16 protein-coding genes are annotated in these 14,268 nt (G+C 39.1%); 6 read left to right on the top strand and 10 right to left on the bottom strand.

Features of this window, described 5'->3' with window-relative positions; translation table 11 throughout:
- Window positions 1–82 precede the first annotated feature (82 nt).
- The gene (locus ACFQ4X_RS01515; protein ID WP_379832802.1) at window positions 83–493 is read left to right on the top strand and encodes an rRNA adenine N-6-methyltransferase family protein; all 411 of its coding nucleotides are present in this window, start codon (window positions 83–85) and stop codon (window positions 491–493) included.
- A gap of 231 nt (window positions 494–724) precedes the next feature.
- Entirely contained in the window at window positions 725–847 is a 123-nt protein-coding gene (locus ACFQ4X_RS01510) for a hypothetical protein (protein WP_379832801.1), read from the top strand.
- Window positions 848–1,143: 296 nt separating this feature from the next.
- Here ACFQ4X_RS01510 and ACFQ4X_RS01505 read toward each other — a convergent pair whose 3' ends face one another.
- Window positions 1,144–1,584 (bottom strand): MarR family winged helix-turn-helix transcriptional regulator, encoded by a 441-nt coding sequence (locus tag ACFQ4X_RS01505; protein WP_379832800.1) that lies wholly within the window; start codon window positions 1,582–1,584, stop codon window positions 1,144–1,146.
- A 385-nt stretch (window positions 1,585–1,969) separates the two neighbouring features.
- On the opposite strand from ACFQ4X_RS01505, the gene ACFQ4X_RS01500 reads away from it, so the two are divergent.
- Complete coding sequence (locus ACFQ4X_RS01500) at window positions 1,970–2,197, top strand: hypothetical protein (RefSeq protein ID WP_066286900.1); 228 nt, start codon at window positions 1,970–1,972, stop codon at window positions 2,195–2,197.
- Window positions 2,198–2,249: 52 nt separating this feature from the next.
- Here ACFQ4X_RS01500 and ACFQ4X_RS01495 read toward each other — a convergent pair whose 3' ends face one another.
- The 7 genes from ACFQ4X_RS01495 to ACFQ4X_RS01465 form a co-directional block, all read right to left on the bottom strand.
- Window positions 2,250–2,744 carry a hypothetical protein gene (locus tag ACFQ4X_RS01495; RefSeq protein ID WP_379832799.1) on the bottom strand — a complete coding sequence of 165 codons (495 nt, stop codon included), beginning with the start codon at window positions 2,742–2,744 and terminating at the stop codon, window positions 2,250–2,252.
- 135 nt (window positions 2,745–2,879) lie between these two features.
- Window positions 2,880–3,902, bottom strand: coding sequence for a fatty acid desaturase (locus ACFQ4X_RS01490; protein WP_226536593.1), 1,023 nt, complete (start codon window positions 3,900–3,902; stop codon window positions 2,880–2,882).
- A 175-nt stretch (window positions 3,903–4,077) separates the two neighbouring features.
- Entirely contained in the window at window positions 4,078–8,424 is a 4,347-nt protein-coding gene (locus ACFQ4X_RS01485) for a S8 family serine peptidase (RefSeq protein ID WP_379832798.1), read from the bottom strand.
- Between the two features lie 622 nt (window positions 8,425–9,046).
- A complete protein-coding gene (locus ACFQ4X_RS01480; protein ID WP_379832797.1) occupies window positions 9,047–9,658 on the bottom strand; it encodes a flavin reductase family protein in 612 nt (203 codons plus the stop codon).
- A 12-nt stretch (window positions 9,659–9,670) separates the two neighbouring features.
- Window positions 9,671–10,279 (bottom strand): alpha/beta hydrolase, encoded by a 609-nt coding sequence (locus tag ACFQ4X_RS01475; protein ID WP_379832796.1) that lies wholly within the window; start codon window positions 10,277–10,279, stop codon window positions 9,671–9,673.
- Window positions 10,280–11,227: a ring-cleaving dioxygenase gene (locus ACFQ4X_RS01470; RefSeq protein WP_379832795.1), complete on the bottom strand. Its 948-nt coding sequence runs from the start codon at window positions 11,225–11,227 to the stop codon at window positions 10,280–10,282. It abuts the gene before it with no gap.
- Between the two features lie 275 nt (window positions 11,228–11,502).
- Complete coding sequence (locus ACFQ4X_RS01465) at window positions 11,503–12,339, bottom strand: aldo/keto reductase (RefSeq protein ID WP_379832794.1); 837 nt, start codon at window positions 12,337–12,339, stop codon at window positions 11,503–11,505.
- Between the two features lie 383 nt (window positions 12,340–12,722).
- Between ACFQ4X_RS01465 and ACFQ4X_RS01460 the strand changes: the two genes are divergently transcribed.
- On the top strand, window positions 12,723–12,917 hold the full coding sequence (locus ACFQ4X_RS01460; RefSeq protein WP_379832793.1) for a hypothetical protein: 195 nt from the start codon (window positions 12,723–12,725) through the stop codon (window positions 12,915–12,917).
- Here ACFQ4X_RS01460 and ACFQ4X_RS01455 read toward each other — a convergent pair whose 3' ends face one another.
- Window positions 12,918–13,088 (bottom strand): aspartyl-phosphate phosphatase Spo0E family protein, encoded by a 171-nt coding sequence (locus ACFQ4X_RS01455; protein ID WP_379832792.1) that lies wholly within the window; start codon window positions 13,086–13,088, stop codon window positions 12,918–12,920.
- A 239-nt stretch (window positions 13,089–13,327) separates the two neighbouring features.
- Here ACFQ4X_RS01455 and ACFQ4X_RS01450 point away from each other — a divergent pair, with 239 nt between their 5' ends.
- Window positions 13,328–13,570, top strand: coding sequence for a DUF2164 domain-containing protein (locus ACFQ4X_RS01450; protein WP_379832791.1), 243 nt, complete (start codon window positions 13,328–13,330; stop codon window positions 13,568–13,570).
- A gap of 32 nt (window positions 13,571–13,602) precedes the next feature.
- On the opposite strand, the gene ACFQ4X_RS01445 is transcribed toward ACFQ4X_RS01450, so the two are convergent.
- A complete protein-coding gene (locus ACFQ4X_RS01445) occupies window positions 13,603–13,902 on the bottom strand; it encodes a hypothetical protein (protein ID WP_379832790.1) in 300 nt (99 codons plus the stop codon).
- A gap of 182 nt (window positions 13,903–14,084) precedes the next feature.
- On the opposite strand from ACFQ4X_RS01445, the gene ACFQ4X_RS01440 reads away from it, so the two are divergent.
- A complete protein-coding gene (locus ACFQ4X_RS01440; protein WP_379832789.1) occupies window positions 14,085–14,258 on the top strand; it encodes a YjcZ family sporulation protein in 174 nt (57 codons plus the stop codon).
- The last annotated feature ends 10 nt before the right edge of the window (window positions 14,259–14,268 follow it).

The following is a 14,268-nucleotide window of genomic DNA, read 5'->3' as shown; positions in this document are numbered from 1 at the left end:
ATTTAGACACAATTCACCCTATTCAACCAGCCTGAAATTTGGTATCATTTTCCTCAAATCTCTCAGAAGGTGCTGATTACATATGAACGCTCTTAAACAATCGTTTAATTTTGTTGCCTCATCCTATGAAAAATATCGTCCGAATTACCCTAATCAACTTTATAAAGATATTTTTCATTACGCTAATTTACAGCCAGATGATCAACTTCTTGAAATCGGCTGCGGAACTGGAAAAGCAACGGAAGGTTTTATCAAACAAAACTTTACGAACATTACATGTATCGAATATGGTGAGAACCTCGCTAAGCTCACACAAGACAAGTTTTCAGCATATCCAAACATTCAAGTCGTTCATTCAGATTTTGAGGACTGGAATTCAGCTGAACATCAGTATTCTCTTGTTTTTTCAGGTACAGCCTTTCATTTTATACCGGCTGAGATTGGTTCTAATTCAAGCGGAACAATCACATATAAAAACAGTTTAATCACATAAATATTACTAATAATCACATAAAAAATCGAATTCATCATATAAAAATGATCCTTCATCACATAATTTACCAATCACTTCTATAAAATAGCAAATCATTTCTCCATCCATTGTCCTGCAATTTGCTTCTCAGTTATTTATCTAGGGAACGAGTACTATTGTTTCGACATTTTGGAGGATTTTTATCGATTAGGCGAGAAATATGGAGAAAACCAAGAAAGGGGGAAAAGAAAAATGAGTGAAGTGATTATTCGAAATCTGGTAAGACGTCATTTCACCAAGAAAAACATCCATGACCCGCAATTGCAGCAGCTGCTCGTTCACTTTCTTCTTTCAGTCAGGAAAGAACGAAATTAGATAAAGGTTACAGCCATACTTTGTAATATTTACTTATACATTCATTTTAACAGAGTATCTGATATATTCAGGTGCTCTTTTTGTTAGACTCTTTTAAAAGATGATTGCTTGAAGACACATCGTTGACCCTAGTTGATTGGATCGCAAGGTGCGAGACTCCTAATGGCGCAAAGCGCTGAGGAATGCGAGCATCCTGTAGCGGAAATCAACCCTTTCAAATAGCAACAAAGGTTACGTAAACAGCAAAAAAAAGAAAACCCAAAAATGGTTTTCAGAAGTTTTGAATGAATTTACTATCATAATACCTTGTTGCTTCTTAATTGCCCCATAGCCCTAGTTAAGATCTTTAGTGAATGAATGACAGTATCCCGTTCAAATTCATTCATTTGTGAAAAAATATCATTTAAATTAGAAATAACCAAGATGTTAATCTCATCTGCAGTCCGCTTCCCTTTTTCCGTTAAAGATAAGAAATAAAATCGTTTATCTGACGGATTGGCACTTTTAATCACAAGTCCCATTTTTATAAGCGTTTGGATCTGCCGGCTGAAAGTTGTAATATCAATTTTAAGCAAATCTGCAATCTGCTGCATGGAAGGTGCGTTATGCTTATCAATTTCGTAGAGAATATGACTATGTACAAGTGAAATACCTGTCCCCTCAATACGGCAGCAATCTTTTTCTAGACGATTATATCTTCTGTTCAGAACATGAAATAAGCTTCTTACATCCTCCATTTATGACACCACCTTTGCTATCACTATAAGTGAAGATCTTTCAAAAAGAAAAGAATATACTTCTTTGATACATTATTTGTGTCCCTATAAATTTTTCCACAAGAATAATTAACGGCTTAACATGTATTTTTGAATAGCAACATTCGAAAAGCCTTTTCTATCAAAGCTTTTTCTTTATCTCTAAAGGAATTCCTGCATCAAATTAAATAATTTTAACCCCTTAGTTTTAGGATTTTTTTACTATAAAATCTTTATCTATTAATCCTAAGCAGTTCCCATTTTAGTTCAAAAGTTGTATAAAATTGCATAAAAAGGTTTATGTTTTTTACAAGCGGGTAACAAATAGTATAGAGAAAAAGGAAAATGACTTGGGGGTATCATCGAAATGAATAGAGTGGAGCAGAAACGCAGTAAGCTTGGCATTTGGCTCGAACGGCATAATAGAGATACTGACTGGTTAACACGAACTTCAGGTTTAGAAAGAAAAACAATAGAAGAATTAGCATCGAATCCTAGAAAAAGTCCAAGAATGATAACCATACGTAAAATCTTATCCGCTGTCAAAAGAGTCGATCCAACCATTAAAGTTAGTGATTTATGGGATATGAACTAAAACGTGCACTCATGAAATATTGAGTGCACGTTTTTTTATCTCCTTTTTCTGTTCATTCATTTTTCTTTGAAAGGCATTCATCAACTTTTAATTTCATGGATGAGATTACTGTTTTTTTATATCTCATTGCTAAGATTAATATCTTTGTTTTTTGAATGTGTGACAAACGTTTGAAACGTGGTTCCTCTTTTAGAAAGGAGCGCAAAATTGAAACACTTTTAGGATTCAAATACCACGATTCGTGTTTATTATTTTTCTCAGAATTCTTTGGATTGAATACTCGATAATACCAATACTTTAGTTCAGCAGTAAATCTGCTTTCATCTATAATACATGGCGCATATTTCGTTTTTGTATGCTTTTGAAGATATTCGAATCTGTCATTTCCGCTAATGATTGTGAAACTGCCATCTTTGTCTTTTTTTACAACTAAAATGTGCATGCAGTCCCACATTATATTTCTGAGCTTTTTAACATGCTCGTTAATTTTTATGGATATGTTTGGCTTTATTTTGTTCATAGGAATATATTGTACATTTAACCTCATTTGAACCCTCCTCCTTATAATAGGTAGGCATATAACCAATATATGAGTAGGAGGTAAGGAATGGTACTTTAATTAAAAAAGAGCCACCTGGGCATCCCGTCTCTTACAACGGATTTCCAGATGACTCAATATCATTTATGCTGTTTTATTTTTACGGATAAAGTTGCGGATATCTCTGTTTCCGATAAACTTCTTCGACTGTTCATCCCACAGCTTAAACGTCAATGACTTTAAGCTTGTTAAAAGCGTTAGTGTTGGAACATCTTGAAGCCTCGGGTCACTTTTATGCGCTTTTTCAAGGTGGTAGTTAGGAACTCGGGAATTCAAGTGATGCACATGGTGGAATCCGATGTTTCCTGTGAACCATTGCAGTACTTTAGGAAGCTTGTAGAACGAACTTCCCTTTAATGCAGCTTCTACATAGTTCCACTTTTCGTTATGCTCAAAATACCCATCTTCAAACTGATGCTGTACATAAAACAGCCAAACGCCAGAAAATGTAGCAATATAAAAGATCGGAAGTTCAACTAGCAAGAATGCTTTCCATCCAATCGCAAAGCCTACTGATAAAACAATTGCTACTAGTGCAACGTTTGTCAGCCAAACATGGATCTTTTCCTTTTTCGAAGCATTTTTCGCATTAAAACGGTAATCGATTAAAAAGATATATAATGGGCCGATCAAGAAAAGAACGATCGGGTTGCGATATGTTCGGTATTGCAATCTTTTAAACCATGAAGCTTCTGCATATTCTTGCAATGTCATCGTCCAGACATCACCGACGCCTCGCTTTTCCAAGTTTCCGTTTGTAGCATGATGAGTTGCATGGCTGTTTTTCCATTGTTCATATGAACAAAAAGTAAATAGCCCTGTGAAGATACCAACGATTTGATTAGCTCGTCGGCTCTTAAAAAATGAATAGTGTGTGCAATCATGAAAAATGATAAATGTGCGGACTAAGAAGCCTGCCGCTGGAACTGCACAAAGAAGTGTCAACCAAAACGATATATTTAAACTCAGATAAGCTAAAACCCATAAGATCAGGAATGGACCTACTGAATTAATTAACTGCCATACGCTTGCTGATATACGCGGGCGCTCAAATGGTGCTAATTTCTTTTTCCATTCACGAATGTCGTACTTCGAATGTTCGCTCATAAAATCAGTCTCCTTTATTTCACATCTTAACTATCTTAACACAGATTATGTGTTTAGCATCTACTTATATTTGTCGAATTATGAACAAATTATATGACCAGGTACTAAACAACACAAAAAAACCGGTTCCCCCTAAAAGAAGGAACCAGCATAATCATTTTTTTTACTAATCTTATTACATTTTCTTCGTATTAATATACAGTTTTCCTGCTGCTCTTTCGTGTGTCTCATTGCCGTAGTCATCAGAAGCGATTACTTCAATTACAGCTCCTGGTGCTTTTACATTGGAAGTTGCTGTGTAGTAACCTTCATAATGTCCTTCTGAAGTTTCACGCATCGGGAGCTCAGTAGCGTTAGCCACTTCCCCTGCATTTGTCAGCGGCATGTGGATTACAAATACTGCATCAAGACCTGGCTCACTGTCAAACTCAATTTTTACAGACTCACCGCTCTTCAGCTCTTTATCTGTATCTGGCATTAAGTTCTCAATGACTGGTGCTTCAAACTTCGCATACACTTTCACAGTCTTCGCATGACGGTTTCCGGCTTTATCAAGCGCTACAACTTTAATTACATTCTCTCCTTCATTCAGGAGCATGCGATGGCTATAGTTGCCTTCTTCATCAACTTGAGCTCTTTGACCATTTACTTTTACCCAGTCAAGGTTAGCTTCATCAACTGTACCTGTTACGGTTACGGATTCACGATTTGTCTTCATATTGTTTTCTGGTGAAGTGATGCTCACTCTTGGTTTTGTCTGATCAAGCGTGATCGTTACTGGAGCCGATTCATCCGTTGAACCTTGCTCTGTAACGGCTTTCGCTGTAAGTGTATTTGCACCATCCTCCAGCGTAATATCTGCGGAGAACGTTCCTTCATCTGTTGTTGCCACACTCGCAACTTCTTCTCCACCGTTATAAATTTCAACCGTTGTTGTTGGTGCAGCTGTTCCCGAAACAGTTACGTTTTCTACATTTGTAAACGAACCATCTGCTGGAGACGTGATGACAGGAGCCGTCACCTCGTAGTTAACCGTTGCACGGATCATGTAGTTCCCTTCATCTTCAGGAGACTGTGACCATGAACCGCCTACCAGCTGATAGCTTCTGCCTGACCATTCTCCGTCTTCATCTGTTCCAAGTCCTGGTGTGTTCGGATTCGGATGACTTTGGATGTACACCATGTAGAAATCTCCTTCTACCATGATTCCATGCTCACTTAAGTCAACATGTGTCCATTCTCCGTTACGAAGTGCTGTTGCATCAAACGGACCTGCAAGTTTCTTTCCAGGTGTGCCGTCAGGACCGCTTGCATCGTAAACAGCTACTTGGAAGTCAGTTCCGCCTGGTACTGGCCATTCTGTATCCCAGAATCGGAACAATCCGCCAGTGACAGCTGCTTTTTCATTTCCTTCAGCAAGTGACATTTTCACTGCCCATCCATTGCCTGCATCATAGAATGCACGTGCGTTTTCAGCGGTTCCATCATCATACCCAATCTCGCCAGGATATCCGATGAAAGGTTTTAATTCGAAGTTCTGTTCAGCAGACTCACCGCCTGTAATCGTAACAGATGCTTCTTCGCTGTAGTATGAAGGCGCAACGACTTTAAGCGTGTACTCTCCTTCATAAGCTTCAATCTCATATGAACCATCTGCATTTGTTTCAACTGGTGCAATAGCTGCATCTTCCATAAGCATTACAGTAGCACCTGCAACTGGTTCTCCTGTTACTTCGTTCGTTACTGTACCTGATACTGTACCTCTTGGAATTTCTTCTAATGTAAAGTTTGCAGTGGCGGTACCATCTGCTTCAACATTTACAGTTTGTGTTGCGGAACGGAATCCATATGCTTCAGCCTGAACTGTGTATGTTCCTGCAGCATGCGTCAACCCGTAGGATCCATCTTGAGGATTTGTATAAACGGATCTGCCAGTCTCAAGTACACTTACTTCTGCACGCATCGGTAGTGCCATTGGTGCAGCTTCACCGTCTTTTGATGGTTCTTTTTCATCAACCGGTTTCATTGGTAAAATTTTTGCAGGATCCACTTTTGGCTTCGCTTCTAATGAAGGAGCCTTATCCAAAGAACCTTTGCCTAAGGTTGCCTTTTGCGCAGGTGCTAATTGCTGATCCATTAATTTCACATCATCTAAATACCATCCGGCTTTTAGAACAGAGCTGTCCGTTGTAACGTTGAATGCTACATAAACGCGCTGACCCTCATACTCACTTAAATCTACTTCTCCATCGATCCATCCGCCTGAAGTAGAGTTAACACGCAGTTTTTGTGTCCAGTTTTCCATATCTGTTGATACGAAAACATGTCCATAATCATAATTTCGCTCTAGATCATGCCATTGTTTGAACTGCAGATAGCTGTTGCCCTCTGGCAGGTCAACTGGAGGCATTACGAGTGTCATGTTAGCACTATTTTCATAGTTTCCTTCTAGATTCGTAGCATAGACCTTTTCTCCTGAATGTGCAGCACCTGGTCCACTTGTAGGTACACCATGCTCCCAGCTGTTTTTCGTACCATATGAAGTCCATCCAGTAGGGCTGCCTTCAAAATCTTCCTCGTAGCCAACTGAAATACCTGCCAGAAGGGCTACTGTATAGTTATCTGTTGAAACTTCATTTCCGCCAAAGTCATTTACGATCCACTTATAAACGATTTGGTCACCGGTTAATGCTGATCCCGGAATAGTTGCTGTATACGTACCAGACTTATAATCACCGCCTAAACGTTCAGCCGCTGCTTCTGTCCAGCTTCCATCTTCGTTCTGGTAGCTTAATAGAACAGAAGTCACACTGATATTATCTGAAGCTTGTGCCTCAAGAGTTAAAGGCATTTCTTTGTAAGACTCGCTTGGTGCTTCGTGTGTAATTGAAGGAGCTTCTGTGTCCTCTCCTTCTTTCGTAACTGTTCCTTCGATTCTTCCTAAACCTGTTACGACAGAAGATACAGCTGAAAAGGCATTTACCAATCCATGTCCGTATCCATTGTTAGGAGAATCAGGGAATGTTGCATCTGTTAGCGGTGTTGCTGTTGATAATAAAATTTCTTCTATTTCTTCAACTGTTAAACTCGCATCAGCTTGTCTTAACAATGCAGCAACTGCTGATACGTGCGGTCCAGCCATTGAAGTACCATTCCAGCCGCCTTCATAGGCACTTCCTGGAACAGAAGAACGAATATTCACCCCAGGAGCTGAGATTTCAGGCTTCGTTTCATCATAAGGCGAAGGGCCTTGAAGTGAGAAACTAGCTAAACTGTCATTGATGTCTGTAGCACCTGTTGCAAACGATTCAGGATAGTTTGCAGGTGTCGCTACAGATCCAGGACCGCCTGGGTTAAAGATGGTTGTGTTACCAGCTGAAAATTCAGGGAAGATTTCAGCCGCACGCCATGCTGCAACCATCTCGCGGTACCACTCATCAAGTCCAGGTCCGCCGCCCCATGAGTTGTTAACAACGTCTGGTGCTTTTTCAGGGTGAGGATTTCCAGCAGCATCTTTCGGAGCAAGGATCCACTCACCTGCTTCAAGCAAATCAACATCTGATCCGCCGTTTGCAGAGAATGCTTTTACAGCAATCCATTTAGCACCTGGCGCCACACCGATTTGGTTAGCTCCGTTAGCTTCAGAACCTACCATTGTACCTGTAACGTGTGTACCATGGCCCAGATCATCATATGCAGCAGCTTGTCCGCCAACTGCATCAAACCAGTTATACTCATGGTTTGCAGTGTCAGGGTTTGCTGGATCAAAACCGCGATACTTCTCTTTCAGGGCTGGGTGATTCCACTGTACACCCGTATCAATGGATGCAACCACTGTTCCAGCGCCATCTATTCCCATATTCCAAACGGCAGGAGCTCCTACACGTTCGATATTCCATTCTATGGATGATGTTTCATTTTTCGGTTCAATCTGCAATGCAGATTTTTGCTGTGGTTTTTCAGGAAGTTTAACAGAACTTACAGGTTGAATTAGCTGTCTTGTTTCGTTAGGAAGGACTTTTTCTACTTCCGGGAAAGCTGCAATTTCTTCCATAACTTCTTTTGTAGCCGTTACTGCCATACCGTTAACGACATAAAAAGATTGGATATCTGCTGCCTTTCCAGCTTTTTGTTGTTTTTCTAAGTAGGTTTTTGTGTGCTGTTGGGTTTCAAGCGCTTTTGCGCGAAGAGAGGATACTACTGTGGAACGCTTCATTAATTTTGATTGATTCGCTGTTAATTTTTGTGCCTTTGCTTCTTTAGCAGCTTTTTTAGCTACTTCGGCTGTGTTTACTTGATCTTTGAACTTGATAAGGAAAGTGACCTTATCCTTTTTGCTGAATTGTTCATTTAGTTTTTTGGAGACCTTACTTTTAGTACCTTCTAATGCTGCTTTTTTTGCCGAAGTAGAAGGTTTGTCTTTCGATACGGCATTAGCTTGAGATGGGAACATCAATGGGACAACCATTAAAAAAGCTAAAAATACGGATAGCCATCGTACTTTTTTTCGTTTTTTACTCATGTTGCTTTTCCCTCCCTATTCTTTTTTGTCGTACAGATCAAACCAGTAAAAGTAAATCCCTGTCACACCTCCTGCTTTTTTAGATAAAAATCTAGTAATTCTTTGTTGCTATTTAAAGGATAATGCATAACACCTGTAAATTAATGTAATAATATGTCACTTTTTTACCTGAATATTGGAAAATAAATCCTTTGTCTGAGACAATCTACGCATTTCCGTGACTATTGGACAAGAAAAATGTTAAAGCCTTTAATTATCGTAAATAATACAGTCATATGACTCAGGACAAACTGACTTATTTGAGTAAAATAAGAAATCTTTGCAAAAAAATGTGAATTACGTCCCTCTTTTTTTGTTACAAATCATCTATTTATCTTCCAAATTTTTCATCACACTTTCACATAAGCCTTGGAAAACCAATAATGAACGCATTCCTGTTCATATTTCCCCCTTCAGATTGCCCATAAGTATTTCAGGCAAAACGATAGATAATACCCAAAAGAGATATATAAATATTATCCCAAAGGATTTATAACAAAGGACTCATTGTTATACTCAGAATTATGTTTGTCGTTTTTTGACACAAAAAAATCTCCCCCTTTAAAGAGAGAGACTTCATTAATTATTCTGGCCGGTCTAATGAGAAGGTTTCTCCCAATTTTGCGTAATTAGTTCCGGCAAGCCTTCCAACGGGCCGCAATTTTTCTGCATCTATTCTACCGCCGCTATATAATTCTTCAGCAATATGATAATGAACCACTCTTCCGATAAGAAGGTCGGTTGCTGGCTGATCAGGTGTTCCCCCTAACGGTAAGATTTGTTCCACAACACATTCCATCCGGATTTTTGCTTCAGCAATCCCTGGAACCTTTACTTTTACAGAATCCACAGCTGTTAATTTTGCAAGATCCACTTCACTTTCTTCTGGACCAAGGTTAGCTGCTGTGAGGTTTACTGCTTCAATATAGGTTTCATCTGGAATATGAACAACAAACTCACCTAGTGCTTCTGCGTTTCGTGATGTATCTTTTTGAATACCTTTCTTTCTGCCAATAGAAATAGCGATCAAAGGCGGATTAGAAGTTAGAGCATTAAAATAGCTGAATGGTGCCGCATTTAAGACACCATCGGTTGATAAGGTACTGACAAAAGCAATAGGCCTGGGGATAATGCTTCCTGTTAAAAATTTATAGTTCTCTTTTATGGAAAGAGCGTCAGGATCGATTGATTTCATTCTCTCACCTCTTTAGCTAAAATTTGTGGCAAACCATTCTGCCGCTTCTTCTACTTCAGCTCTGGAAAGCTGATGCCCCATGTTCTCCCATTTCACATGTACTTTTGCACCAGCATTGGTGAGCAAATTCTCAAGCTCTTCCGTTTCTGCAGCAGGACAGATCGGATCATTCTTACCTGCTCCAATGAATACAGGAAGATTAGTAAGATCGGGCAGATCAATACCTCTTCTTGGCACCATTGGGTGATGAAGGATAGCTCCTTTTAACGCATTTTTATAATGGAAGATCAGACTTCCTGCAATATTGGCACCGTTAGAGTATCCGACTGCGACCACGTTATTTCTATCAAACTGATATTTATTTGCGGATTCATCAATGAATTCGTTAAGTTCTTTTGTACGGAAAATCAAATCTTCCTCATCAAAGACGCCTTCTGCTAATCTGCGGAAAAACCGAGGCATACCATTTTCGGAAACATTGCCCCGTACACTTAACACTGCAGAGTCAGGTGAAATCATATCTGCGAGAGCTAATAAGTCTTCTTCATTTCCTCCAGTACCATGCAATAAAAGAAGTACTGGCTTTCTTTCATCAGAACCTTTTTTAAACAAGTGTTTCATTTATTTGTCCTCCTCTAAGATTCTTGCCTCTGCAGGCAGCAGGTGACTTTGTATTTGGTCTCGATGAGGTTCAAGCCATGGTGGCAGAAGCAGACTCTTCCCAAGTTCCTCTTCTGTCTCATCCCGTGTAAATCCAGGAGGATCTGTTGCGATTTCAAATAGAATCTGACCTTCTTCACGGAAATAGATGGCATTAAAATATTGACGGTCAATTATCTCCGTTACATGAAAATCATTTTCCTTCACGTGCTTTTGCCACATTTCATGTTCATCAAAACTGCTGGCGCGCCATGCAATATGATGGATAGTGCCTACCCCGCTCACGCCTCGAACTTCTGGTGATAATTTGATATCAATGACATTTCCAAGATCACTTGCTGCTTTAAAACGAAGGTAATCCCCATCTTGACCGATTTTTTCAAGCCCCATAACGTCTGTTAATACCTTTTCCGTCTTATGAGGAGCTGCTGAATATAAAACAGCACCGCCAAAACCTTTTATGGCATATTGTGGTGTTACTTTACCGAACGACCACGTGCTGTTTTCACCTTCACTTCTTGCAACAATCTCTAGCTGCAGTCCATGCGGATCAATGAATTCAAGGTATTCTTCCTTAAAACGTACAGTTTTCTTATATTCTATATGAAATTGAAGAAGCCTTTCTTCCCAAAACGGAAGTGTCCCTTCAGGAACTACGAATGAAGTAGTACCTACCTGTCCGGAACCGACACGCCCTCGGTAAGCATCAGGCCAAGGAAAGAAGGTCATAATTGTTCCAGGCTTTCCACCTTCATCACCGAAATATAGGTGATATGTTCCTGGATCATCAAAGTTAACGGTTTTCTTAACTAACCTAAGACCAAGTATTCCAGCATAGAAGTCCACATTTTCCTGAGGATTTCCTACAATCGCTGTTATATGATGAATTCCATCTGTATGCATCGTCATAAAGATAACATCCTTTCAGTTAACTAACTTATTTTTTGTAAGTTAAGTATATAAAAATCAACTTACTTTTGTCAAGTAACTATATTTGATTGGAGTTTGGATTATAATTAGCTCAGCTTCCTCTTAATTATGTACGATAAACTCTTTACTTAGCCTTTACCCTTAATGAGAATGCGGAAACGGGCAGGTTAATAACAACCAAAAAGTCCACGTGGAATGTATTCTCCACGTGGACAAACAGTGAGGTTTTGTATTTGTATGGGGTCAGACCCCTTTTAGAAGTCGAAGTTATCTGGGTCTGGACCGATGCGGCGGTCTTCATTAAGACCATCGATCTTTGCCATATCCTCAAGAGATAATTCAAAATCAAAGATATCTGCATTCTCAACGATACGGTGCTGTTTAATTGATTTCGGAATCGTTACAACTCCATTTTGAAGATCCCAGCGAAGGATAATCTGTGCTACGGATTTTCCGTATTTTTCTGCAAGTTCAACAAGTGACGGTTCATCCAGTAATTCTCCCTGCATAAGCGGGCTCCATGCTTCCATCTGGATTCCATTATCTTTACAGAATAAAAGCAGTTCTTTTTGAGCAAGACGCGGATGGTATTCTACCTGGTTCACCATCGGCTTGATCTCACAATCAGCTAGAATGTCTTCTAAGTGATGCACCTTGAAGTTAGATACTCCAATCGCTTTTACTTTTCCATCTTTATACAACTTTTCTAATGCACGCCATGTTTCTTTGTACTTTCCTTTAACTGGCCAATGAACCAGATAAAGATCTAAATATTCAAGCCCCAGCTTTTCCATGCTTGTTTCAAAAGCTGCAAGTGTACTCTCATATCCTTGGTCCTTATTCCAAACTTTAGTCGTAATAAATAGTTCTTCACGTGGAACTCCAGCTTCTTTGATGGCTTGTCCAACGCCTTCTTCGTTTTTGTAGATCGCAGCTGTATCAATACTCTTGTATCCAGCTTCAATTGCCCATTTGACAGAATCAATGACTTCTTGTCCTTCTTCTACTTTAAATACCCCAAGGCCGAACCAAGGCATCTTTACTCCGTTATGCAAAACGGTAGTATCCTGCAATGTTTTAATAGCTGTCATCTGTTTATAGCCTCCATTTCTACATCTGTTTTTTCTTTAGGCTCTTCTCTAAAAGATTGTTGCTTTTGGGTCATATTTTTATCTCTTCCGTGGCCAGTTAATTGGAGTGCAAGATGCGAGACTCCTGCGGGATCAACGGGACAGGTGAGACTCCTAATGGTGCAATGCGCCGAGGAGACTCACCGCACGCCCCGCAGAAAGCGAGCATCCTGGAGCGGAAGTTAACCACTTTCAAGAGCAACAAAGTTTACGAAAACAGCCTTTCCTTATAAAAAGATATTGTCATATTCTGCTGTAGAAAGGAAACATTTCGACTTTTAGAAGGGATTTTAACCCTTCTATGGAAGTAGTATCCAACACATTATATAAAATGGGGTGTTATCGTGAAGGACAACTTGATTCATTTTAAATCGAAAACCGAATCACTAAAGCATATGCCTGAACAAGAAATTACCCTTATTCAGGAAATTAGAGAATTGTTATCGGAATTTCACTGTAATTATCCTTTAGTAACAAAAAAGGCCATTTTACTCCGCATCGATCAACTAACAGATGAACTCATCTTCAATAAACGCTGATTAAAAAGAGGCTTGTCTTTGAATAACATTTAATAATACATCTAATTCTTGACTGCACTTTACAGTTTCCTTGCTGGTTAATCCTTTACGGTCTGCAACTTCTACCAGCTTTTCTTTTTTTTCTTTTATGCATTCCAATAGAAGAGAGTTATTCCATTCTTTTTTCTCCACGAAAATCGGCTCCTCTTTTGTCATTTTAGTACTTCTCGATTATTATGACGGCTTTTTGCCGACTTGAAAATACTTTCCACAAAAGAAGAAGTAATGTTACAAAACCGGACATTTTTTTACACGTTTAATCGTCATAAAGACCTAAGATTTCATACAAGGTTATGCATAATTCAGCCGCATTCTGCTTTTTATGTTTAAATATTAAAGAGGTAATCTACATTTAAGGGGATTCAATAGAAATGAAAAAGTTTACTAAAGAAACAAAAGAAGAAATGATCGGAAGAATACAGTTTTTCTTTCTAAATGAACGCGGTGAAGAAATAGGAAATTTAGCAGCTGAACAATTTCTCGACTTTATATCTGATGAGATGGCATCTTATTTTTATAATGAGGGAATTGAAGATGCCATTAAATCACTACAATCTAGAATGGAGAACTTGGAGGAAGACCTTTATACACTTAAAAAAACTCACCACAAGTAAAGAAAGAAAAAAGGATGGGTTCCCCCATCCTTTTATTGTTTCCGATTGTTATAGTAATTTACAGAGTACATAGCTCCCTCTTCCACCATCTTATTATCATCGACATCCATTGGATCTGGATGACCCGCTTTATTAATTGGCAGCTGAGTCCGTTCGATATGATCCGGACGCACTTTTCGTTTAAGATCTTTAATTTTCATTTTAGTTTTTATACGGTTTGGTTTAAAAGAGAGCCAGACCAATGCACCTGTACCAAGACCGATCAAAGCCCATGATTGAGTTTTTAATAATCTGCTTGTGGTTTTCATTTGAGTTTGGGTTGCAGTTTGCATATATAACGCCTCCTTTGCTTTAAGTTACCCCAATCCACTCAAAACGTAACATGATTTTCTTTGCAAAAATATTACATATCGCCTAATTCCAAAAAAACTAAGCTTTTGTCCATACACGCTTAATACCTATCACATATACTGTATCGAAGTAGAAAGCACAAATCGTAAGGAGGAGTTTTAGAATGTATGCAAATTCACCGGTAAATGCTTCACTAGCGAACGCACCAATGTATGGTGGCGGATATGGTTATTGTGGTGGCGGAGGTTATGGCAAGAGTTTTGCGATCATAGTAGTTCTATTCATCCTTCTCATTATCGTTGGTACTACGTGGGCGCACAAAGGCAAAGATTGCTAATTTGTACGCT

The organism is Fictibacillus halophilus, from assembly GCF_042680145.1.
Lineage (GTDB): Bacteria > Bacillota > Bacilli > Bacillales > Fictibacillaceae > Fictibacillus > Fictibacillus halophilus_A.
Note: the sequence above shows the minus strand (reverse complement) of the source record. Positions and strands in the feature narration are given on the sequence as shown.

What these genes read in the sequence shown, in the direction of transcription:
- ACFQ4X_RS01515 (WP_379832802.1), top strand. Translation starts at nt 83, where the DNA reads ATGAACGCTCTTAAACAATCGTTTAATTTTGTTGCCTCATCCTATGAA.
- ACFQ4X_RS01510 (WP_379832801.1), top strand. Translation starts at nt 725, where the DNA reads ATGAGTGAAGTGATTATTCGAAATCTGGTAAGACGTCATTTCACCAAG.
- ACFQ4X_RS01505 (WP_379832800.1), bottom strand. Translation starts at nt 1,584, where the DNA reads ATGGAGGATGTAAGAAGCTTATTTCATGTTCTGAACAGAAGATATAAT.
- ACFQ4X_RS01500 (WP_066286900.1), top strand. Translation starts at nt 1,970, where the DNA reads ATGAATAGAGTGGAGCAGAAACGCAGTAAGCTTGGCATTTGGCTCGAA.
- ACFQ4X_RS01495 (WP_379832799.1), bottom strand. Translation starts at nt 2,744, where the DNA reads ATGAGGTTAAATGTACAATATATTCCTATGAACAAAATAAAGCCAAAC.
- ACFQ4X_RS01490 (WP_226536593.1), bottom strand. Translation starts at nt 3,902, where the DNA reads ATGAGCGAACATTCGAAGTACGACATTCGTGAATGGAAAAAGAAATTA.
- ACFQ4X_RS01485 (WP_379832798.1), bottom strand. Translation starts at nt 8,424, where the DNA reads ATGAGTAAAAAACGAAAAAAAGTACGATGGCTATCCGTATTTTTAGCT.
- ACFQ4X_RS01480 (WP_379832797.1), bottom strand. Translation starts at nt 9,658, where the DNA reads ATGAAATCAATCGATCCTGACGCTCTTTCCATAAAAGAGAACTATAAA.
- ACFQ4X_RS01475 (WP_379832796.1), bottom strand. Translation starts at nt 10,279, where the DNA reads ATGAAACACTTGTTTAAAAAAGGTTCTGATGAAAGAAAGCCAGTACTT.
- ACFQ4X_RS01470 (WP_379832795.1), bottom strand. Translation starts at nt 11,227, where the DNA reads ATGACGATGCATACAGATGGAATTCATCATATAACAGCGATTGTAGGA.
- ACFQ4X_RS01465 (WP_379832794.1), bottom strand. Translation starts at nt 12,339, where the DNA reads ATGACAGCTATTAAAACATTGCAGGATACTACCGTTTTGCATAACGGA.
- ACFQ4X_RS01450 (WP_379832791.1), top strand. Translation starts at nt 13,328, where the DNA reads ATGAAAAAGTTTACTAAAGAAACAAAAGAAGAAATGATCGGAAGAATA.
- ACFQ4X_RS01445 (WP_379832790.1), bottom strand. Translation starts at nt 13,902, where the DNA reads ATGCAAACTGCAACCCAAACTCAAATGAAAACCACAAGCAGATTATTA.
- ACFQ4X_RS01440 (WP_379832789.1), top strand. Translation starts at nt 14,085, where the DNA reads ATGTATGCAAATTCACCGGTAAATGCTTCACTAGCGAACGCACCAATG.